17 protein-coding genes are annotated in these 21,585 nt (G+C 69.1%); 5 read left to right on the plus strand and 12 right to left on the minus strand.

Going from position 1 to position 21,585, the window contains the following annotated elements:
* Window positions 1–168 precede the first annotated feature (168 nt).
* Window positions 169–951: an ABC transporter substrate-binding protein gene (locus AC0KUR_RS02025; protein WP_034185708.1), complete on the plus strand. Its 783-nt coding sequence runs from the start codon at window positions 169–171 to the stop codon at window positions 949–951.
* 1,024 nt (window positions 952–1,975) lie between these two features.
* Here AC0KUR_RS02025 and AC0KUR_RS02030 read toward each other — a convergent pair.
* Both AC0KUR_RS02030 and AC0KUR_RS02035 read right to left on the minus strand, forming a co-directional pair.
* On the minus strand, window positions 1,976–3,457 hold the full coding sequence (locus AC0KUR_RS02030) for a sigma-54 dependent transcriptional regulator (RefSeq protein WP_034185707.1): 1,482 nt from the start codon (window positions 3,455–3,457) through the stop codon (window positions 1,976–1,978).
* A 433-nt stretch (window positions 3,458–3,890) separates the two neighbouring features.
* Window positions 3,891–4,808, minus strand: coding sequence for a metal-dependent hydrolase (locus AC0KUR_RS02035; protein WP_034185970.1), 918 nt, complete (start codon window positions 4,806–4,808; stop codon window positions 3,891–3,893).
* Window positions 4,809–5,391: 583 nt separating this feature from the next.
* On the opposite strand from AC0KUR_RS02035, the gene AC0KUR_RS02040 reads away from it, so the two are divergent.
* The 3 genes from AC0KUR_RS02040 (at window position 5,392) to AC0KUR_RS02050 (ending at window position 8,098) form a co-directional block, all read left to right on the plus strand.
* Complete coding sequence (locus AC0KUR_RS02040) at window positions 5,392–5,733, plus strand: FKBP-type peptidyl-prolyl cis-trans isomerase (RefSeq protein ID WP_034185706.1); 342 nt, start codon at window positions 5,392–5,394, stop codon at window positions 5,731–5,733.
* A gap of 25 nt (window positions 5,734–5,758) precedes the next feature.
* Entirely contained in the window at window positions 5,759–6,532 is a 774-nt protein-coding gene (locus tag AC0KUR_RS02045; protein WP_034185705.1) for a helix-turn-helix transcriptional regulator, read from the plus strand.
* Window positions 6,533–6,658: 126 nt separating this feature from the next.
* The gene (locus AC0KUR_RS02050) at window positions 6,659–8,098 is read left to right on the plus strand and encodes an MFS transporter (protein WP_473375273.1); all 1,440 of its coding nucleotides are present in this window, start codon (window positions 6,659–6,661) and stop codon (window positions 8,096–8,098) included.
* A 144-nt stretch (window positions 8,099–8,242) separates the two neighbouring features.
* On the opposite strand, the gene AC0KUR_RS02055 is transcribed toward AC0KUR_RS02050, so the two are convergent.
* Complete coding sequence (locus AC0KUR_RS02055; RefSeq protein WP_473375274.1) at window positions 8,243–8,713, minus strand: winged helix-turn-helix transcriptional regulator; 471 nt, start codon at window positions 8,711–8,713, stop codon at window positions 8,243–8,245.
* A gap of 129 nt (window positions 8,714–8,842) precedes the next feature.
* On the opposite strand from AC0KUR_RS02055, the gene AC0KUR_RS02060 reads away from it, so the two are divergent.
* Entirely contained in the window at window positions 8,843–10,078 is a 1,236-nt protein-coding gene (locus tag AC0KUR_RS02060) for an MFS transporter (protein WP_473375275.1), read from the plus strand.
* Window positions 10,079–10,207: 129 nt separating this feature from the next.
* On the opposite strand, the gene AC0KUR_RS02065 is transcribed toward AC0KUR_RS02060, so the two are convergent.
* From AC0KUR_RS02065 to AC0KUR_RS02105, 9 genes are all read right to left on the minus strand, one after another.
* Complete coding sequence (locus tag AC0KUR_RS02065) at window positions 10,208–11,374, minus strand: glycosyltransferase family 4 protein (protein ID WP_034185968.1); 1,167 nt, start codon at window positions 11,372–11,374, stop codon at window positions 10,208–10,210.
* Window positions 11,374–12,558 carry a glycosyltransferase family 4 protein gene (locus tag AC0KUR_RS02070; protein ID WP_034185702.1) on the minus strand — a complete coding sequence of 395 codons (1,185 nt, stop codon included), beginning with the start codon at window positions 12,556–12,558 and terminating at the stop codon, window positions 11,374–11,376. Before AC0KUR_RS02070 ends, AC0KUR_RS02065 begins: the two co-directional genes overlap by 1 nt.
* Window positions 12,555–14,021 carry an O-antigen ligase family protein gene (locus AC0KUR_RS02075; protein WP_034185701.1) on the minus strand — a complete coding sequence of 489 codons (1,467 nt, stop codon included), beginning with the start codon at window positions 14,019–14,021 and terminating at the stop codon, window positions 12,555–12,557. Before AC0KUR_RS02075 ends, AC0KUR_RS02070 begins: the two co-directional genes overlap by 4 nt.
* 10 nt (window positions 14,022–14,031) lie before the next feature.
* Complete coding sequence (locus AC0KUR_RS02080) at window positions 14,032–15,168, minus strand: glycosyltransferase family 4 protein (protein ID WP_034185700.1); 1,137 nt, start codon at window positions 15,166–15,168, stop codon at window positions 14,032–14,034.
* A 43-nt stretch (window positions 15,169–15,211) separates the two neighbouring features.
* A complete protein-coding gene (locus AC0KUR_RS02085) occupies window positions 15,212–16,171 on the minus strand; it encodes a glycosyltransferase family 2 protein (RefSeq protein WP_059558447.1) in 960 nt (319 codons plus the stop codon).
* A gap of 64 nt (window positions 16,172–16,235) precedes the next feature.
* Window positions 16,236–18,461: a polysaccharide biosynthesis tyrosine autokinase gene (locus AC0KUR_RS02090; protein ID WP_034185698.1), complete on the minus strand. Its 2,226-nt coding sequence runs from the start codon at window positions 18,459–18,461 to the stop codon at window positions 16,236–16,238.
* A gap of 50 nt (window positions 18,462–18,511) precedes the next feature.
* Window positions 18,512–19,690, minus strand: coding sequence for a polysaccharide biosynthesis/export family protein (locus AC0KUR_RS02095; RefSeq protein ID WP_034185697.1), 1,179 nt, complete (start codon window positions 19,688–19,690; stop codon window positions 18,512–18,514).
* A complete protein-coding gene (locus AC0KUR_RS02100) occupies window positions 19,684–20,127 on the minus strand; it encodes a low molecular weight protein-tyrosine-phosphatase (RefSeq protein WP_034185696.1) in 444 nt (147 codons plus the stop codon). The genes AC0KUR_RS02095 and AC0KUR_RS02100 overlap by 7 nt, the downstream gene beginning before the upstream one ends.
* A 30-nt stretch (window positions 20,128–20,157) precedes the next feature.
* Entirely contained in the window at window positions 20,158–21,570 is a 1,413-nt protein-coding gene (locus AC0KUR_RS02105; RefSeq protein WP_059558449.1) for a UDP-glucose dehydrogenase family protein, read from the minus strand.
* Window positions 21,571–21,585: the final 15 nt, after the last annotated feature.

Raw genomic sequence — 21,585 nt, forward strand, 5'->3', positions numbered from 1 at the left:
CACCCGTCGACCGGCGATGGTTTGAGACAAAATGATATTTTTTGTCCATTCTGGACTCTTATTTTATTTTCTGCGTTAATGGCCGTGCGGACACCGCGCCCGGACGCGGCCCGTATCCGTAAGAACCGTGTCGCACAGAACCCGGAAGCACCCGCCAAGGAACGCACCATGAAGAGACTGATTGCCGCTGTTTCGATCGCCCTGCTCGCGGTATCCGCAGGCCCCGCCGTCGCGAAGGACTGGACCACGATCCGCTTCGGCACCGACGCCAGCTATGCGCCGTTCGAGTCGAAGGCGCCCGACGGCAAGCTCGTCGGCTTCGACATCGACCTCGGCAACGAGATCTGCGCGCGCCTGAAGGCAAAGTGCGTGTGGCTCGAGAACGATTTCGACGGGATGATTCCGGCGCTGAAGGCGAAGAAGTTCGACGCGGTGCTGTCGTCGATGTCGATCACGCCGCAGCGCGCGGAGCAGATCGGCTTCACGACCAAGATCTACAACCAGCCGACCCGGCTCGTCGTGAAGAAGGGCTCGCCGCTGCTGCCGACGGCCGAATCGCTGAAGGGCAAGTCGATCGGCGTCGAGCAGGGCACGACGCAGGAGACGTATGCGAAGGCGTACTGGGGCAAGCAAGGCGCGAACGTCGTGTCGTACCAGAACCAGGACGGCGTGTACGCGGACCTGACGTCGGGCCGCCTCGACGCGGCGCTCCAGGATGAAGTGCAGGCCGCGATCGGGTTCCTGAAGTCGCCGCGCGGCGCGAACTACACGTTCGTCGGTCCCGAACTCGTCGACGAGAAAGTGCTCGGCATCGGCGCCGGCATCGGGCTGCGCAAGGAAGACACCGACCTGAAGGCGAAGATCGATCGCGCGATCGCCGACATGGTCAAGGACGGCACCTACAAGCGGCTCGCGTCGAAGTACTTCGACTTCGACATCTACGGCGGCTGAAACGGCGTCGCGCGCGTACGGGTACCACTTCCCGTCGCGCGCGTCCGACCGCCCCTCCCCTTTAACCGGATGGCAACGGCACCGCGCGGCTCGCCGTTGCATCGAATGCTGCTCGTCTTGCGTCGCGCACGCGGCGCGTCACCTCGCACATCGTTCGGATTGCAGATCGATTGATCAAGGAACGACCGGCCACGCGAACGGATGCGGTGCTGCGCGAATCAATAGGCGAAGATCGGGCGCCGCGGTATCGGCGCCCGTGCGCACATGCCCATGCGACTCGGGTTGGCGTGCAGGAAAGTACCGACCCGGCGCGGATGACCGGCAACCAGCCGGATCCGCCTCGCCCCGGGCGCGGAGAGATGGCCTGTCGACGCATGCCGGCCGGCTGCAAGTGCGACGTTCGACCGGCGATGCCCCGCATCACTGCGATCGCGGCCTGCCGGCCGCGGCGTGTGGCGATCGTTCATTTTTCTACCCCGTTTGCAGTGTGATGTTTATTCCGGCAACCGGACCCTGCCGGTGCCCCGACGATCGGCCGAAGACGTTCCGTGCCCGCCGGAACGCGGCTGCCGTGCCGCGCTCCGCCGCCGCATCCCCGCGGAGTGCGTCCAGGCCGCTGGAACCGGCCGGACCTCGCGTCGTCGACTGTCGCACGACACTCTTCGCAAGGAGCGGGCCAGCCGCGCGCGCGCCTGTCCGGGCAAGGGTTTGGCGCGGCCGACAGGCAACCGGAACGGGGGCGGATGGGCGGAAGTTGCGAATCTGAAACATGCGGCGCGCGGCACGCGTCGGACCGGTCGCGGCCCACCCTTGCGGGATAAGGCTGAACAATGGAGCGCGGCGTTTTTACCGACACGTGCCGGCCCGTTCAGCCCGGTTTCCCGCGAGAATTCGCCCGGTTGCCGAGGCGAAATGTTTCATGCGCTTTACATGCCGGTCGGCGGGACGAATCGGCAAGTGCCGAACGGACGATCGCCCGGCGGCACGCGACAATCGCTACGTGCGTGCGGCACCGGCGCCGGCCTCAGCCGACCCGCTGATGCCCCGCGTCGCCGGACGGCGCGCCGTCGTGCCCGCCGTTGTCGCCGTTTCCGCCGTTGTTGTCGTGATCGTTCAGCCCGTGCTCGATCATCATCCGGTAGAGCGTCACACGCGAGATGCCGAGTTCGGCCGCAGCCTTGTTGATCCGGTGATCGTTGCGCAGCAGCGCATTCTCGATCGCGGTGCGCTCGGCGAGCGCCCTCGCCTGTTCGAGCGTCACGGGCTCGGTTTCGCCGGGTGTGTCGAGCCCGAGATCGTGCGGCGTCAGCAGCCGGCTCTCGGCCATCACGATCGCGCGCCGCACACGGTTGATCAGCTCGCGCACGTTGCCGGGCCATTCGTAGCGACGCATCGCATCGAGCGCGGCCGATGTGAAGCCGCTGATCTTGCGACCGCTGTCGGACTTGAATTTCTGCAGCACGTAGTGCGCGAGGATATCGATGTCCTTGCCGCGCGCGCGCAGCGGCGGCTCGTGGATGCGCAGCACGCACAGCCGGTGATAGAGATCCGCGCGGAAGCGCCCGGCCTCGACCGCACCGTCGAGATCCACGTGCGTGGCCGAGATGATCCGCACGTCGACCGCGATCGATTCCTGCCCGCCGAGCCGCTCGATCTTCCCTTCCTGCAGGAAGCGCAGCAGGCTTGCCTGGCTCTCGACCGGCATGTCGCCGATCTCGTCGAGAAACAGCGTGCCGCCGTTCGCCGATTCGATCCGGCCCGCGCGCCGCTGGTTCGCGCCGGTGAATGCGCCGCGCTCGTAGCCGAACAGCTCCGACTGCAGCAGGTGATGCGGAATCGCACCGCAATTGATCGCGACGAATGGCCCCTTGCCGCGGCCGGAGCGCTCGTGAATCGCGAGCGCCGTCAACTCCTTGCCGGTGCCCGACTCTCCCGAGATGAACACGCTCGCATCGGTCTTCGCGACCTTGCGGATCGTGCTGAACAGCTGCTGCATCGCCTCGCAGTTGCCGATCATCCCGTGTTCGCCGATCGACGCCGCGTAGGCCGCGCCATCGACGCGATCGAGCGCGGCCATCCCGCGCGCATGACCGAGCACGTGCGAAATCCACTCGTAGGGCAGCGGCAGCGTGACGTAGTCGAAACAATAGCTGCGGATCAGTTCGCGCACGGCAGGGCTGATCGTGATGCCGGCCTGCGCGATGGATATCCAGCCGATCGCCGGCTGGCTCAGGCACGCTTTCAGCGCCGGATAGTCGCGCGACGTGAAGCCCGTGAAATCGACCAGCCCGGCCGCGACGCTCATGCCGGAGGTCATGTTCTGCGCGGCGCCGGCCGTCTTCGCGACCGCGATCTCCCAGCCGAGCCCGCGCAGTTGCGCCAGCAGCGGCTCGTCGGGCGTCCGCATGATCGCGAACAGCTTGCGTCCGGCCTCGGGAGCGGTGACGGCTACATCCGTCATCTCGGGCGCCGCCTGCCCGTTTGCGTCGGGTGACCTTGCAACCATCGTTGTTCCCCGCTTGGCGTTGGTATCGTGCGCCGGCTCGCCGCCGTCTCCGACGGACCACGATTGAACCGACATATTGGCCGCATTTCCGTCCGAATAAAATCCCCCCGCGCACGAATCGCGCGCGAGGTGGGCGCCGTCATGAACGGTATATCGATGCGGCAGGCGGGCGACTAGATGGGTGTTATCCCGGTGGCGCGCGCGGCGAGACCCCGAAACAGGCGGGCGCGCCGGGCGCCGAGCCGCGCCGGTGCTGGCGCACGGCGTTTGCGTACGATGCCGTGCAGACCGGATCGGCAGGCCGGCACGGGTAGGCGAAATCGGCCGGCCGGCCACGCATGCGCCCGCGCAACCGGTTCCCGTTGACTTCGGTCAATCGTCATAGGAAGCCGGTTGATGCAGGAACGCAACATGCGCCGCGCGGCGGGTCGTGTCAGCGGCCCGACGCGAGCGATGCCGGCGCGTTCGCGCGGCCGCGCCCGGCGGGCGCGCCGGCCGGTTCGCCGTAGGTGGCGGCGAGCGCGTCGACGCGCGCGAGATGGTGATGGTTGTCGTGATCCCACGGATGGAAGCCCGGCCGGAAAAAGCTCAGCCATTCGCCCGCGATGCGCGGGAACAGGCCGCGGCGCGGCCCGTACAGGAACGCGATCATCCGCAGCATGCCGCGCACGTGATGACCGGCGCCGCGATCGCGCCACAGCAGCGTCGCGTGCATCAGGAACACGGTCGGCCAGAACGTGAGCGTCGTCAGCAGATACACGCCGATGCGGATCAGATAGCGGCGCGGCCCCGGCTTCATCACGGTATTCCACACATCGAACGACACGGCCTTGTGCTCGGTTTCCTCGAGCGCATGCCAGATCCACATCTGGCGGTAGCCTTCGACCGAGCCATCCAGGCGCGTCGGGTCGCGCAGCAGCCAGTCGGCGAGCATCGCCGTGTAGTGCTCCGCCGCAACCGTATGCGCGAGCTGCACCGAGTGCGGCAGCTTGCGCTTCATGAAGGCCAGCACCGTCCAGACGCGCTTGTCGAGCTTGCGCGCGGGCAGGCGGTTCGCCTGCATCAGTTCGTTGTATTCGATGTGCTCGCGCGTGTGCATCGCCTCCTGGCCGATGAAACCGAGCACCTGCTGCTTCAGCACGGGATCGTCGATCCGGTCGCGGTAGTTGCGCACCGAATCCATGAAGAAGCGCTCGCCGGCCGGAAACAGCAGCGACAGCGCGTTGAAGAAATGGGTCACGTGCGACCCGAGGCCATGCCAGTCCTTCGCGCGTTCGACCGGCAGGTCGAAGCGCAGGTCGCGGCGCACCGGCATGATCCCGGCTGCGGTGGCGGAAGCGGCTGACTTCATGTTCATGGTTCTCCTGGTTCCGGCGCGGCGCGGCGCGTCATCCGACGCGGCCGGCGCAGGCCCGGGCGGCGCGTCGCGCGCCGCCAAAATCTTGACATCGACAAATGTAAAGATAGGCCGCCCGCACTGGCGCGCGCAAGCCGCGCGGTAGATGCGCGCTTCCAAACAGGGCACGGTCGAACAGGCGGAAAAAACGGCGCCCGAACGGCGTGGGGACAAGCCGCGATTCGAACGCGACGTCCAGCCGGCACGCGAGGCATGACGCCCGGCCGCGCCTGCTGTCGGCGACCTGAAAGCCCCGTCGGGCGGGCATTTCGCGGCATCGGACGGATGCCGCACGACGCACCTCGGCCCCTGCAGCCACGCCGATTCATACGCATGGCGCACCCGCGTGGTGCAACCGCGGCGAGGCGGCCCGCGCAACCATTCAAACGCGCGTTCCAATCGTGTTTCGGGCGAGCGCGGCGAGGATGGTCCATCGCCGCTCCCGCACCGCACGCCGCGCCGCGAAAACCACCCGCGCCGGCCCGCGGCGCGCTCGCCTACAATAGCGGTTTTACGCAACCCTCTTTCAGGAGAAGTCATGTCTGTCATCACGACCGAATCGGGTCTCAAATACGAAGACCTGACCGAAGGCACCGGCACGGAAGCGCAAGCCGGCAAGACCGTCAGCGTCCACTACACGGGCTGGCTGACCGACGGCCAGAAATTCGATTCGAGCAAGGACCGCAACGACCCGTTCGCGTTCGTGCTCGGCGGCGGCATGGTCATCAAGGGCTGGGACGAAGGCGTGCAGGGCATGAAGGTCGGCGGCGTGCGCCGGCTGACGATCCCGCCGCAACTCGGCTACGGCCCGCGCGGCGCAGGCGGCGTGATTCCGCCGAATGCGACGCTCGTGTTCGAAGTCGAACTGCTCGACGTCTGATCGCGCACCCGGCCGTTTCCTTCCGATGGAACGCATCGCCTCCCCCGCCATCGCGCTGCGCCGCTACGACACGTGCGAAGCGTCGGACGTGCACGACTTCCACCAGGTCGTGCTCGGCGTCGATGGCGCGATGGTGATGGCGGTGGACGGGATCGGCCAGCGCATCGACCGGCACGCGGCCTGGCTGATTCCGGCCGGCGCGCGCCACGACTACGCGGGCCTCGGCGACAATCGTCAGCTCGTGATCGACCTGCCCGCGGCATCGCTCGCGGTGCCGCAGCGGCTGTTCGACCAGGCGCGCGCCGTATCGATCGACCCGGCGCTGACGTCGCTCGTCGCGCAGGTCGCGGCCGCCGCCGTGCAACACGATGCGCCGGCCGGCGACGCACGGCACGCCGCCGCGCACCGCTTCCAGTGGCAGGCCGCCGCGCGCCTGTGCGACGCGCTGCTCGACGACGCCGGCATCGCCGCGCCCGCGTCGGGCCTCGATTTCGCGCGCATCGACCGCTGGCTGCGCGCACGGCTCGCGGAGCCGCTGCGCATCGCCGATCTCGCCGCGCACTGCGGTTACGGGATGCGCCGGTTCCATCAATTGTTCGTCGAAGCGTTCGGCGAAACGCCCCATCGCTACCTGCAGCGGCTGCGGCTCGACGCGGCGGTCGTGCTGCTCGCCGACGGCCGGCATGCGCTCGTCGACATCGCGGGCATGGTCGGCTTCGCGGACCAGAGCACGTTCACGCATGCGTTCACGAAGCGCTTCGGCGTCGCGCCCGGACGCTGGCGCGGCGAACGGCACTGAACGCATCGGCCTCGCCGGACACGCCTCGACGCGCGTAGCAGGAACGACGCCGCCGCGTCGGCCTGCGTATCGACGCTTCACCTCCCGCTGAAACATCGCCCGTCCGCCGCGTCCTACGATGGACGCATGGATACGACCACCCCCGCCTCCGCTTTCCCGCCCGCGCTCGCCCGCGTCGTCGCGACCGTCAGCATCGGTTTCGTCGTCACGCAGCTCGACGTGACGATCGTCAACATCGCGCTTGCGCCTCTCGCGGCGGACCTGCATCTGCCGGTCGCCGGGCTGCAGTGGATCGTCGATGCGTACACGCTCGCGTTCGCGGTGCTGATGCTGTCGGGCGGGGCGCTCGGGGACCGCTTCGGCGCGCGCCGCCTGTACGTCGCGGGCCTCGCGCTGTTCGCACTCGCGTCGCTCGCGTGCGGCGCCGCACGCGCGCCCGCGATGCTGATCGCGGCCCGTGCGTGGCAGGGCATCGGCGCCGCAGCGATGCTGCCCAATTCGCTCGCGCTGCTGAACGACGCGTGCCGGCACGACCCGCACCTGCGCGCACGGGCCGTCGGCGGGTGGACGGCGGCCGGGTCGGTCTCGATCGCCGCCGGCCCGGTGGTCGGCGGCCTGCTGACCGCCACGTGGGGCTGGCGCGGCATCTTCCTCGTGAACCTGCCGCTGTGCGCGGCGGGGCTTGCCGCCACGTTGGCCTGGGTGCCGGCACGCCACGCGCAGGCCGCGCCATCGCGCCCGGTCCGCGCGCTCGACCTGCGCGGCCAGCTCATCGCGATCGCGATGCTGACCGCGCTGACCGGCGCCGTGATCGAATGGCGGCCGCTCGGCATCGCGCACCCGATCGTTGCCGGCGGCTTCGCATTCGCGGCGCTCGCCGCGCTCGCCTTCGTCGCGATCGAATCGCGCACGGCCACGCCGATGCTGCCGCTGTCGCTGTTTCGTCATCGCACGTTCAGCGCGGCCGTGCTGTTCGGGATCTGCGTGAACCTCACGTACTACGGCACCGTATTCGTGCTGGCGCTCTACCTGCAACGTGCGCGCGGCGAAACGGCGTTGCAGGCCGGCCTGGCGTTCCTGCCGCTGACGGGCGGCTTCCTGCTGTCGAATCTCGCGAGCGGCCGCGTCGTCGCGTGTCACGGCCCGCGACGGCCGATGCTGGCGGGCGCACTGGTCGCCGCGCTCGGCTACGGGTCGCTGCACTTCGTCGATGCGTCGACGCCGCTCGCCGCGCTGCTCGTGCCGTTCCTGCTGATTCCGTCGGGGATGGGGTTCGCGGTGCCCGCGATGACGACGGCCGTGCTCGCGTCGGTCGCGCCCGAGCGGGCCGGCATCGCATCGGCCGTGCTGAATACCGCGCGGCAAGCCGGCGGCGCGATGGGTGTCGCGGCGTTCGGCGCGCTCGCGAGCGGCGGCGGCGCGCGGCAGGTCGTGGACGGATTGCGGATCGAAACGGCCGTATCGGTCGCATTGCTGGTCGCGGCCGCGCTGCTCGCGACACGCGTGCGGCCCGATGCGCATCGCGGCGCGGCGCCCGTGCATCGGGCAATGCCGGCGGCCGATTGAACGCGTGTGCTCACGCGTCGCCGGGATCGCGCTGGAGCCGCCGCCGGTAACCCGCGGCATCCGGCGGACGGGTCATCGCGACGCGGCTCCGGTCAACGACGATCGCGGCAGTCCAGCCGACCGGCCGGCCGCCGCGCAGCGCGCTCACCCCCGTGTCGCGCCCGCTTCGTCGCCGGTCTTCTTCACGACCGTCTCGGCCGCCTTCAAGGGCCGGCCGTCCTCGTGGCGCAGCGCGAGCTTGCGGATCGCACGCCCCGTGCCGCGATCGACCAGCACCGAATGCGGCTCGCCGCGAGCGAACAGGTTCGCCTCGCCCCATTGCCGCAGCATCACGATCACCGGAAACAACCCTTCGCCCTTTTTCGTCAGCGCGTATTCCTGATACGCGGTGCCGTCCGACGCCGGCACGACGTCGAACACGCCGGCGTCCACCAGCATCTTCAGCCGGTCGGACAGGATGTTGCTCGCGACGCCGAGGCTCGCGCGGAAATCGCCGAACCGGCGCACGCCGTCGAACGCATCGCGCACGATCAGCAACGCCCAGCGATCGCCGACGATATCGGTCGCCCGCGCCACCGGGCACGGCGAATCCGCAAGACTTTTCTGCCTGGCCATGTTCCTCTCCACCCTCGTGCCATCCGTGCGCGGGCCCGTCGCCCGCCGCACAACAAGTTGCATTTTAAAACTACTTTTCCTACACTTCATACCAGTTTTAATTTGCAACTACTTTGCACAAGGGAACCCATGGAGTCTTCCTGTCATTCCGGCGTCGCGGCATCGAACGTGCCGCCCCGTGCAACGCATGCGGCCGATGGCGGCCGCCTGTCCTCGGCGCGCGTCGCGTTGCTGGCCGTCTGCTGTGCGGCGAGCGTCGCGAACGTCTACTACGCGCAGCCGCTGCTCGATTCGATCGCGCGCGATTTCGGTGTGTCGCAGGCCGCCGTCGGCGGCGTGATCACCGCGACGCAGCTCGGCTGCGCACTCGCGCTGCTGTTCGTCGTGCCGCTCGGCGACCTGCTGAACCGCAAGCGCCTGATCACCGCGCAGCTTCTGCTGCTGACGGCGGCCTGCATCGGCGTCGCCGCGTCGCCGACGCGCATCGCGCTGCTCGCGGGGATGGTCGCGGTCGGGCTGCTCGGCACCGCGATGACGCAAGGGCTGATCGCGTGCTCGGCCGCGCTCGCCGGCGCCGGCGAACGCGGGCGCGTGGTGGGCGCCGCGCAAGGCGGCGTCGTGGTCGGGCTGCTGGCCGCGCGTTCGCTGGCCGGCGTCGTCACCGATCTCGCCGGCTGGCGGGCCGTCTACCTCGTGTCGGGGGCGCTCGCGATCGCGATGCTCGCCGTGCTGTCGCGGCTGTTGCCCGACACGGACGCGCCGCGCGAGCGCATCGGTTATGCGGCGCTGCTGCGGTCGATGGTGTCGCTGTTGCGCGATGAACGCGTGCTGCGCGTGCGCGGTGCGATCGCGCTGCTGATGTTCGCGGCGTTCAGCATCTTCTGGAGCGCGCTCGTGCTGCCGCTGAGCGCGCCGCCGCACGCGATGTCGCATACGCAGATCGGCGCATTCGGGCTCGTCGGCGCACTCGGCGCGGCGGCCGCCGCCCGCGCGGGCCGGCTCGCGGATCGCGGGCGCGGCGAAGCGACGACCGGCGCCGCGCTCGCGCTACTCGCGTGTGCGTGGCTGCCGCTCGCGTTCGGCGTCACGTCGATTGCGTGGCTGATCGTCGGCATCGTGCTGCTCGACGTCGGCGGGCAGGCCGTCCACGTCGTCAACCAGAGCATGATTCTCGGCGCGCGGCCCGATGCGCACGCGCGCCTCGTCGGCTGCTACATGCTGTTCTACTCGGCCGGCAGCGGGCTCGGTGCGATCGCGTCGACGATGATGTATGCGCGCGCCGGATGGACCGGCGTCTGCGTGCTCGGCGCGGCCGTCAGCATCGCCGCGCTCGGCGTATGGGTCGCGACGCTCAGGCGCGCGTGATGCGCGCCGGTCATCGGGATCGAGCAAAAAAGCCGGCGCGCCCGCGTCGGGCGGCCGGCACGCGCACCGGCCACGTGCCTGCGCCGGTCCGGTTTCCTGGTCGGCGCGCCAGTTGCGCGCCGCGAGCGTTCAGCCGGCCGCCTGGATCGCCTCTTCGTACACGCCGGCGACGCGTCGCGCGATCACCGCGTTGTCGAAATGGTCACGCGCGTAGCGCTTGCATGCGGCCTCGTCGGGCAGCGCGATCGTACCCGACAGTGCGCCGCCGAGCCCTTCCGCGATCGCATCGGCGCCCGTCGACGGCAGCACGAGATCGTTCGACAGCCCGGCCACCGCCTCCGGCAGCCCGCCGACCGGCGTCACCAGCACGGGCGTGCCGGACGCGAGCGATTCGACGGTGATCAGCCCGAACCCCTCGAGGGCGACCGTCGGCACGACGCTGACCGTCGCCGCGCGGTACAGCGCCGCGAGATGGTTGTCGGGCACGAAGCCGAGCAGTTTCACGTTGTCCTGCAGCCCGGCGGCGTCGATGCGCTGCTGCAGTTCCTCGCCGATCTTGCCCTTGCCGGCGATCAGCAGCAGCACGTCCGGGTGGCGTTGCTTGATGAGACCGATCGCGTCGATCAGGTCCTCCAGCCCCATGCGCCGCACGAGCCGGCGCACGGCCAGCACGATCGGCCGGTCCTGCGGCAACTGCAGCTTGTGCCGCGCCTCGGCGGGCGTCAGCGGCGTATCGAACTGCGCGGTGTCGACGCAGCCGGGAATCACGCGCACGCGCGACGGATCGATCCCGTAGCGGTTCGTCAGGATCTGGCCGAACGCCTGCGACAGCACGATCAGCCGCGACGAGCGCGTATAGACGGCCTGTTCGAGATAGCGCTTCGCGCGCTGCCCGAGCGACGCCGCGCCCTCGACCTGGCTTTCGTCGGCCCACGGCCCCTGGAAGTGCGACACCTGCGGAATCCCGCGCGTGACGTCGAGCCCCGGGAACGTGTACAGCGCGAAGTGCGACGAGATCACGTCCGGCCGTTCGCTGCGGATCTCGTCGCGCAGCGCGCGCCGCGCGGCGAGCATCCGGCGCGCGAGCGGCTCCGACGCGGGACCGAAGCCCTGGATCGCGCCGCCCGTGTCGTCGGCGACCTTCGGCGAGCCGGCAACGAGCCCGCGCACCTCGACACCGGCCCCCGGCAGCGCGCCGACGAGCGAGTAGTACATCCGGTCGAGGCCGCCCGCGCGTTCGGGGAACCAGTGCATGCCGATTTGCAACGATTTGATCGGCCGGGAAGTTTGGGACATCACGACTGCTCCTGCGTGACTGCATGCTCGACCCGCTCGAAGGCGGACGGCTGCGTGGGTTGACCGATGCGCCGGTAAAGCGCGACGTACTGGGCACCCATGTGCGCCCAGCCGAAACGGGTCATCAGTTCGCGGGCCGCGTCGCCCATCGCGCGACAGGTGTCGCGCGAGGCCGCGAGCGAGCCGATCGCCTGCGCGAGCGCGGCCGGATCGTCCGGATCCTCCAGCACGATCCCGCATTCGCGCGTGATGATCTCCGCGCCGCCCGCCGTGCGCGCGGTGACGACCGGCAAGCCGGCCGCCATCGCTTCCAGCAGCGACAGGCTCATCGCTTCGTAGCGCGACGGAAAGACATACGCGTCGACCGAGCGCATCAGCGTCGGCATGTTTTTCACGAGGCCGAGGAAATGCACGCGCGCATCGATGCCGAGCGCGCGCGCCTCTTCCGGATACGGGCTGCCGGGCAAATAGCCGGCCACCGCCAGATGCACGTTCGCCGGCAGCTTCGTCAGCGCCTTCAGCACGGTGCCGAGGTTCTTGCGCGGCGTGCGCAGGTCGCCGACGAACAGCAGCAGGAACGCGTCGTCCGGCAGCTTGAACGCCGCGCGGTCGGCCTGCGCGTGCGCGAACGCGCTGCCGTCGACGCCGTTGTAGATCACGCTGATCTTGCGGCTGTCGATGCCGAGCCCGGCAATCTCGTCGGCCACTTTCTGCGACACGGCCGTGATCGCGCGCGAACGCCGGTATGCCCAGCGCTCGAGCGTGGTGTTCACGCGCGTATAGACGTACTGGTAAGCCGACCAGATGCCCTTCGTCGGCCCGAACGGATAGTACGGACTCTTGAACCAGCCGCCGTGCACGAAGTGCGCGGTATTCACGTCGGCCTTGATCCACGAGATGAAGCCGTTCACGTGCAGCACGTCGTATTCGCCGCGATGCGCGCGCAGCCAGGCCGCGCTCTTCAGCGCGAACACCTGCTGCTTGACGAGATTCGACGGCCAGAAGCCGCCGACCTTCACGGGCACCCAGCGCACGCGCGGGTCGGCCAGCAGCTCGGGCGCGACATGCGACGCGACCAGCGTGACCTCGTAGTTTTCGGCCAGCGCCGCGCGCGCGATTTCGTAATTGACGCGGCCCTGCCCGTCGTTATGTCGCACGACGTGCGTGACGATCGCGATTCTCAATGGTCGCCTCCCCGTGAACGCGCGGCGGCCAGCAGGCGCTGTGCCTTTTGCCAGTGCGCCGCGGCAAGTATCGAAAAAATGGCTGTGAACATCAGCAGGCCGCCCGTGCCGATCAGCGAGTTCGTGAACACGAGCATCGCGAAGGTCGACAGGCACAGGCTCAGGCACGCGCCGACGAACTTGTCCTTGCGCAGCCGGAATGCCGCGCGCAGTGTGCGGCCGAACAGCATCACGACGCCGGCGAGATACAGCAGCGTGCCGGGCCAGCCGAGCACGAACGGCACGTTCATCACGCCGCTGTCGAAGCTGCCGTACTTGCCGAGCTCGCCGCTGTCGCTCGACAGCTTCGTGGATGCGCCCGTCGCGCCCATTCCTTCGCCGGCGACGTCGGTAAACGCCGTCTGCGCGAAGGTGGCGTAGAACTTGTTGCGGTCGTCGTAGCTGCGGTCGTCCTTCAGGTTCGTGATCGACTGCAGGCGCGCGCCGAGACGGTCGGCCACCGGCCCGACGGTCAGGAGCGGCACGCACAGCCCGACCAGCACGACGCCGCTGATGAGGATCCGCATCCGCAGGCGGTTGTTCGACTGCGCGAGCTGGATCGCGAGCGCGATCACCCAGCCGCCCCACGTCGAGCGCACGAGACACAGCGCGAACGACACGAAACCGGCCGCCCCCGCGAACCAGCGGATCTTCTGCGGCGCGGCGAACACGAACACCAGCGCGCCCATGATCGCGAACGCGAACGGCCCCGACGAATTCATCGTGCTGAACACGCGCACGCCGTACGGCACCGGCTCGCCCTGCGAGCCCATGTCGGACCCGATCATCCACAGCACGTCCCACTGCGGCATCACGAAGTACTGCACGACGCCGTACAGGCCCATCACCAGCATGCCCCACATGAACGTGGACAGCAGCACGTCGCGGTACTCGGGATAGTCGCGCGCGTTGACCATGATGTGAAAGCCGATCAGCACCGGGTACACCCAGTTCGCCAGGTCGTAGGTCGCGGCCATCACGCCGCTCGACACGATCCCGACGAGATACGCATACGCGAGCCCGAACAGCATCAGCAGCACGGGAATCCCGCGCCGCTGCGCGAGCACGCGGTAATGCCGAATCAGCCCGAAGCCGGCGATCATCGTCACCGCGAGCGGCGCGACCTGGATCAGGCTCGTCGGCGTGAACGCGCCCTTCGACCAGTCGGCCAGCCGCCGCACCTCGGGGCTCAGGAACCACACCCACCACATGAAGCCGACATAGCGCGCCGGGCTCTTGAAATACAGCCAGAAGCCGACCGCGATGGCCAGCACCGGAAACGCGAGCGTCAGCACCTTGCCCTGATGCACGGCGATCAGCGCGGCGGTGAAGGACCACAGCGCGGCCTGCCCGACCCAGTGCTTCGGCTCGGGAAGCCGGCTGCGCTTGGGCGACGGTGCGCGCTCGGCGGCAATCGTACTCATCGATCCGCTCTCACCGCGACGACGGGCGCGAATCGGCGAGCGGCATCGCCAGCCCCGCGGCGGCCGGCGTGCGGCGCCGGCGCAGCATGTCGCGCGTGATCCGCACGTGCTGCTCGGCGAACGCCTGCGTGGTCAGGTCGCGATCGCGCAGGCACGCGGCGGCGGCCCGCGCGCAATCGAGCGCCGCCGCCGGATCGGCGACAAAGCGGTCCGCGGCCTGGCGCATCGCCGGTGCATCGAACGCCGGCACATACGCGGCCGTATCGTGCGGGAAGTAGTCGCTGAGCCCGCCGACATCGGACACGATCATCGGCTTGCCGACGGCCGCCGCCTCGAGCATCACGGTGATACCCGACGCATGGAAATTCGGCCGCAACGGCACGACGATCACGTCGGCCCACGCGTACAGCTCGTGCTGCTTCGCCAGCCCCGACGCCGAGCCGATCTTCACGTTCGGCGCATGCCACTCGCGCGGCACGCGGCGGCGCGTCGCGAGCCGCACGTCGTAGCGCGCGTCGCCGCCGAACGCGGCGAGGAACGTGCGCCAGTCGCGGTCGCGGTCGTTGCCGATCGCCGCGATCCGCAGCGGCTGGTTCGGTGTCCACTGCCGCGGCTCGGCCGGCGGAAAATCCTGGGTGTTCAGCCCGTAGTAGACGAACTCGGCTTCGCGACCGAGATAACGACGGCACAGCTCGGCGTTGTCGCGCGCCAGCGTGGTCAGCGCGTCGGCGCGCTTGAGCAGCTTGCGGTACAGCCAGCGGCGCGGACCGCCGAAACTGTCCCACTTGTCGAACAGCCACACGCTCTGCGCGAGCAGCAGCGGCCGCTTGCCCCGCGTACCGGCGAGCTTGAGGACCAGCGCCGCCGCCAGATGCTCCTGTTCCGTATGCGTCCAGATCACGTCGGTGTTCAGCAGCGCGGCGCGATTGCGCCACGCATGCACGACGTCGAAGCCGAGCGCCGCCTTCAGCGCGCGGCGTGCAAGGCTGGCGACGCGGTTCTCGCCGCCGTCCTGCGAATAGGTCAGCCGGAACTCGTCGGATTCGGCGTGGTGATAGCCGTACAGGCAGCCGATGTTCTCGCCTTTCCGGTAGGTACGCGGATCGGCGCCGTAAAACAGATGGACGTGGACGTTCGTTGCAGTCATGCGAGCCCTCCGGGGGTGGCCGCGCGCGAGGCGCGCGGGCCGTTCAAGACGTCACCGGCGGCATCGCCGCATGGTGGGGGGCAAGGTTCGCGCGGCGGGCATCGCGCGCGCCACGGCGCACCGCGCGCCAGTGCTCGCGGATCCGCTCGCGCTTCGCCGTATGCAGCGACAGCAGCACGTGCGCGAAGCCCGGGTAGACGCGCGTGCCGACCAGCGTCCACCACCACCACGCGATCTCGCGCCGCAGCGGCGGCAGGTGCTCGCGCAGGATCAGGTGCATGTTGTACGCGCCGTTGCTGATCGCATTCAGCGACGCGGCATCGCGCCGGTCGTCGTCGAAACGCTCGGCCGGAAAATGATCGACCGCGATCGCCGGGTCGTAGACGAGCGTCCAGCCGTCGCGCTGCACGCGCATGCTGAAGCCCATGTCGTTGTGCACCTGCGCACCGGCGCCGCGCAGCCGCGTGTCGAAGCGCAGCCGCTCGATCGCGGCGCGGCGGTAGCTCATGTTCGCGCCTTTCAGCATGTCGACTTCGCGCGCGCCGCCGACGCCGAGGTGATGATTGCCGACGATCTTGCCGGACAGCGTGAGCTGGCCGACGCGTTCGCGCGATTCGTCGAGCACGCGGCCTTTCTCGTGGACCCAGTCGCGCCCGCCGACCGCGCCCACGCGCGGATCGGCCTCGAATACCGCTTCGACGCGGGCGAGCCAGTCGCGATGCGGCGCCGCATCGTCGTCGGTGATGGCCACGATGTCGCCGGTCGCGGAATCGAGCCCCTTGTTCAGCGCGGCGACCTGCCCCGGCACGTCGACCGGCACGACGCGCAGCGGCAGCGCGCCGCCGACCGCCGGATCGGCGAGCCGCTCGTGCGTGGCGTCATCCTCCGGGCGCGCGACGACGATCACCTCGTCGGGCAGCCGCTGCTGCCGCTGCAGCGCCAGCAGGCAGCGCGCGAGGTCGGCGGGACGCCGGTAGGTCGGAACGAGCACGGAAATTTTCATCGATGGTTCTCCAGTCGGCCGGGCGGGCAGCACGCGCCGCCCGCCCGGTTACGCGCCAGACGGATCAGGCGCTCAGGTATTCATGCACGGCCGCATAACCGCGGCCGTAGCCGCGCGCCTTCGGCGGCACGCCGTTGAAGATCCCGCCTTCCAGGTCGACACCCGCGGTGCGCAGGCGCTTGATCGCATCGGCGATCTCGCCTTCGGTATGCATGCCCGAGCGCAGCACGAGGAACGTCGAGCCGGCCATGCGGCCGATGATGGTCGCGTCGGTCACCGCCAGCACCGGCGGCGAATCGATCAGCACGACGTCGTAGCGCTTGCCGAGCCCTTCGAGGTATTGCGGCAGGCGCGACGACATCAGCAGCTCCGACGGGTTCGGCGGACGCGTGCCGGCCGCGATGAACGACAGGCCCTGCACCGGCGTTTCGCGCACGGCATCCTCGAGCGGCGCCTGGTCGCTCAGCAACTCGGACAGGCCCGGCTGCGCGGTCAGGCCGAAATAGCGATCGAGCAGGCCGCGGCGCATGTCGGCGTCGATCAGCAGCACGCGCTTGCCCGAATGGGCGAGCAGCACCGCGAGGTTGACCGTCAGGAAACTCTTGCCGATGCCCGGCGTCGGGCCCGTCAGCACGATCACGCGGTTCTTCGCGTCCATCATCGCGAACTGCATCGCGGTGCGCAGGCTGCGCAGGCTCTCGACGCTGAGATCCTTCGGACGCAGGCTCGCGAGGATCGGCCGCGCGCGGCCGCCGCCCTTCTCGGCCGCCGCGTCGAGCTTCACCTGCTCGGCGCTTTGCGGCACCAGCCCGTACAGCGGCAGGTTGAACGTGCGCTCGATGCGGTCCGGATCCTCGATGCCCTGGAACAGGTTGCGGCGCAGGAACACCACGCCCGTGCCGAGGATCAGGCCCAGGAACACGGCCGCCGACAGGATCAGCACCTTCTTCGGCTTGACCGGATCGCCCGGACGCAGCGCCGAATCGACGAGGTGGATGTTGCCGCCCGTGCCGGCCTTCTGCACCGACAGTTCCTGCACGCGGTTCAGCAGCAGCACGTAGATGTCCTCGGCGACCTTCGCGTCGCGCTGGAGCTGGACGGCCTTCACTTCGGTGGCCGGCAGGCTGCGGAAGCGGTTGCTGAACTTGTCCTTCTCGCCCTGCAGTTCCGCGAGCTGCTGCTTGGCCGCGATCACCATCGGGTGCGAATCGGTGAAGCGCTGCGCGAGCGACGCGAGCTGCAGGCGCTGCGCGGCGATCTGTTGTTCGTACTGCACGCTGCCTTCGAGGTAGACCTTCGCCTCGTCGCTCGCGTTGATCGAGCCCGACGTGCGCTGGTACTGCGTCAGCGCGGCTTCCGCGCGTTCGAGGTCGGCCTTCAGGCGCGGTTCCTCGCCCTTCAGGAAGTCGAGCATCTTGGTCGCCTCGGCCTGCTTCGCGACCACGTGCTGGTTCAGGTACGACTGCGCGAGCGCGTTCGCGATCGCGGCGGTCTGGTCCGGGTCCTTGCCTTCGAGCGAGATCTGCACGACGCCCGTCTGCTTGCCCTGCTCGGTCACCTGGATGCCGGCCTGGAAGCCGCTGATGGCGTCGAGATCGTTGTAGCGGACCACCGTGAACTGCGTGCCGGGGCGCGCGACGAGCTTCTGCACGAGCAGCGTCACGCCGCCGCCCTGCGCCGCTTCGCCGACATGGCCCGACAGCAGCCGCGTCCCGTTCGGATCGACCAGCGAATAGGTGCCGTCCGGGCCGGCCGTCAGCGTCAGCTTCTTGCCTTCGAGCGCCGGCACGACGCTGATCGAATCGACGTCGGCGACTTCGCCGCCCCACGCATACGACTTCAGGCCGAGCCACGGCCGCGACGGCACGCCCGCCGTCGCGAGGCGCGCGGCGAGGCTGCCGATCACCGGCAGCGTCTTCGGCGCGATCGAGAAATTCAGCTTGAACTGATCGACCACCGGCGCGACGACGCCGCGGCTCTTGATGATCTCGATTTCCGCATCGGTCTGCGCCTGCTGCGGACCGGTGTTGATCGTCGCGCCGGTCTGCGTCTGCGTGAGCGCCTGCGACGTGTTGTCGTTGCTCTCGACCCGCACGTGGACGTCGGCCTGGTACACCGGCTTCGCCACGTAGCAGTAGAGGCCGGCGAGCGCGACGACCGTCACCGCGATGCCGAGCAGCAGCCAGATGTCGTCCATGATCACCTGGAGCAACTGGCCGAGGACGACGTCCTCTTCCTCGGTTTTCACGGACAGATCCGCGTAGGAGTGTTTCGCTTGCGTGTTCACCATTCGTTCCCGCTTGAGTGGTGCCGGGGCGGAGGCGCCGCCCCGGCGGGCTATCAGCGCGTGATTTGCCGCATGTAGAAGATCGTCTGGATCGTCGGCAGCACCTGCTGCAGCACACGGTTGAACTGCACCGAGCTGGCCGTGCTGACGTAGACGACGTCGAGCGGTTGAAGCGGGAAGCGGCTCGACAGCATCAGCGCATCGGGTTGCGTCATGTCGAGACGGAACACTTCGGGCTTCGTCGGGTTGTCGCGCATCCCGCGCATCACGTAGATCTTGCGCGGGTTCGCGTCGGTGTCGAGGATGCCGCCGCCCGCGGTCAGCGCGTCGGCGATGGTCAGCCGGCCCTTGAGCATCGGCACCGTGACCGGCGTCTTGACCTCGCCCATGATGAACACACGGCTGTCGCTGCGGTCCGGCACGTTGATGATGTCGCCCGCCTGCAGCATCACGTTCTTGTTGACTTCGCCGCGATCGAGCACGCCGTTCGCGTCGAGCGTGTAGAGCTTGCCGTCGCGGGTCAGGCGCACGCGCTGCAGGTCGGCCTCGTTGGTCGAGCCGCCCGAGCGCGAGATCGCGTCGACGAGCGTCAGCGGCACGTCGCTCATCGCGAGCGGGCCCGGCTGCTTCACCTCGCCCGTCACCTGCACCTTCTGGCTGCGGAACGACAGCACGCGCACGTCGAGCTGCGGATTCTTCACGTAGCGCGACAGGCCGGACGCCATCTCGTCGCGGATCTGCGCGACGGTCTTGCCCGCCACGCGCACGCGGCCGACGAACGGGAAGAAGATCGTGCCGTCGGCGCCCACCGTCTGGCCATACGGATCGGCCTGGCCCGGCAGCGCGGTCGTATACGGCTGCTGCAGCGCGCCCGCGACCGATTGCGTCGTGTTGCCGCCGCTCGAGAACGACTGGCCCTGCGGCGTCGTCAGCTCGGGGTGGTCCCACACGGTGACGCCGAGGATGTCCTGCGGGCCCACGCGATAGGTGTACTGCGACGGGTCGGTGTAACGTCCCGGCGGCAGCGGATGGTCGACCTGCGCCTTCTGCAGCTGGTCCATCACCACTTTGGCGTCGATGTAATGCACCGGATAGGTTTCGGCGGCTTGCTGCCGACCTTCGTCCTTCAGGTTCGACGAGTCGAGGTAGTTGCCGGGAGCGGTTGCACAGGCCGACAGGAAAGTCGTCAGCGCGACGGCAAGCGCCACCGGGCGCATCGGGCGTTTCAGCATAGTTTCTGTAGCCATCCTTGAACCAGACGTTCGATCAGTGAGTAGCTCTCGCGGTAGTCGGCCTCGGGGCCGCCGTGCGGGTCGGCAATCTCGGCCCCTTCCCACTTGCCGAGCAGGTGGACCTTGCCGCGCGCGAACGGATCGACCGATTCGACGGCCGCGATCTGTCCGCGCTCGCTGACGAGAATCAGGTCGGCGTCGCGCACCAGCCGGCGCGACAGCCGCCGCGAGCGGTGGGTCGTCGCATCGACGCCCCGCTCGGCGAGCAGTTGCCGCATCACCGGATCGATGCCGTCGCCGTCATTCGCGTGCACGCCGGCCGAGTGAAAGGTCGGGCGCGGGCCGCCGCGCGACGCGGCGTGCGACTTGAACAGCATTTCCGCTGCCGGGCTGCGGCAAACGTTCGCGTGGCAGACGATCAGGATGTTCCGGAACATGGCGCCTCGTAACGAGTGACGGGAAACGGGTTACGCACTCGCGCGCGCGGCGCCGGGCACGCGGGCGGCGACGGCCTGACGCGAGCCCGGCCGGCCGATCGGGTGGTACTCGATGCCCTGCTCGCTCATCGTCTCCGGCTCGTACAGGTTGCGGCCGTCGAAGATCACCGGCGCTTTCCACAGGCGGCCGAGCGCGACGAAGTCGGGGCTCTTGAAGATCTTCCATTCGGTGACGATCACGAGCGCGTCGGCGTCGCGCGCGGCCTGCGCCTCGTCGTCGACGAAGGTCAGGCGCGCCAGCCAGCTCGGGTGATCGGCGAGATCGAGCGCGATCACGCGGCGCGCTTCCTGCTGCGCGACCGGGTCGTACGCGGCGATGCGTGCACCGCGCGACAGCAGCTCGGCGATCAGCTCGCGGCTCGGCGCTTCGCGCATGTCGTCGGTGTTCGGCTTGAACGCCAGGCCCCAGATCGCGAACGTGCGGCCCGTCAGGTCCTCGCCGAAACGCGCGACGATCTTGTCGGCGAGCACGCGCTTTTGCGTCGCGTTGACCGACGACACGGCCTTCAGGATCTGCAGCGCCTGCCCGTGCTCGTCGGCCGTGCGGATCAGCGCCTCGACGTCCTTCGGGAAGCACGAGCCGCCGTAGCCGCAGCCGGCATACAGGAAGTGATAGCCGATGCGCGGATCGGAGCCGATCCCGCGGCGCACGGCCTCGATGTCCGCGCCGAAGCGGTCCGCGAGGTTCGCCAGCTCGTTCATGAACGAGATGCGCGTCGCGAGCATCGCGTTGGCCGCGTACTTCGTGAACTCGGCCGAGCGCACGTCCATGTACAGCGTGCGTTCGTGGTTGCGGTTGAACGGCGCGTACAGCTTCTTCATCAGTTCGCGGGCGCGCTCGCCCGGCACGTCGTCGTCGCAGCCGATCACGATGCGGTCCGGACGCGTGAAATCGTCGACGGCCGCGCCTTCCTTCAGGAATTCCGGATTCGACACGACCGAGAACATCTGGTCGCCGCCGCGCTTCGCGAGCTCCTCGGCAACCGCCGCGCGCACGCGCTCGGCCGTGCCGACCGGCACCGTCGACTTGTCGACGATCACCTTGAAGCCCGTCATGTAGCGGCCGATGTTGCGCGCGGCGGCGAGCACGTACTGCAGGTCCGCCGAGCCGTCCTCGTCGGGCGGCGTGCCGACCGCGATGAACTGCACATCGCCGTGCGCGACCGCGGCCTCGACGTCGGTCGAGAAGCGCAGGCGGCCGGCCGCGCGGTTGCGCGCGATGACTTCCTTCAGGCCCGGCTCGTGGATCGGCACGCCGCCGTTGTTCAGGACGTCGATCTTTGCCTGGTCGACGTCGAGACAGAACACGTCGTGCCCGATGTCGGCGAGACAGGCGCCGGTGACAAGACCTACGTAACCGCTGCCGATGATAGTCAGATTCATGATGTGTCGGACCTC

The sequence above is a fragment of the Burkholderia sp. YHN3-13 genome (assembly GCF_055810675.1).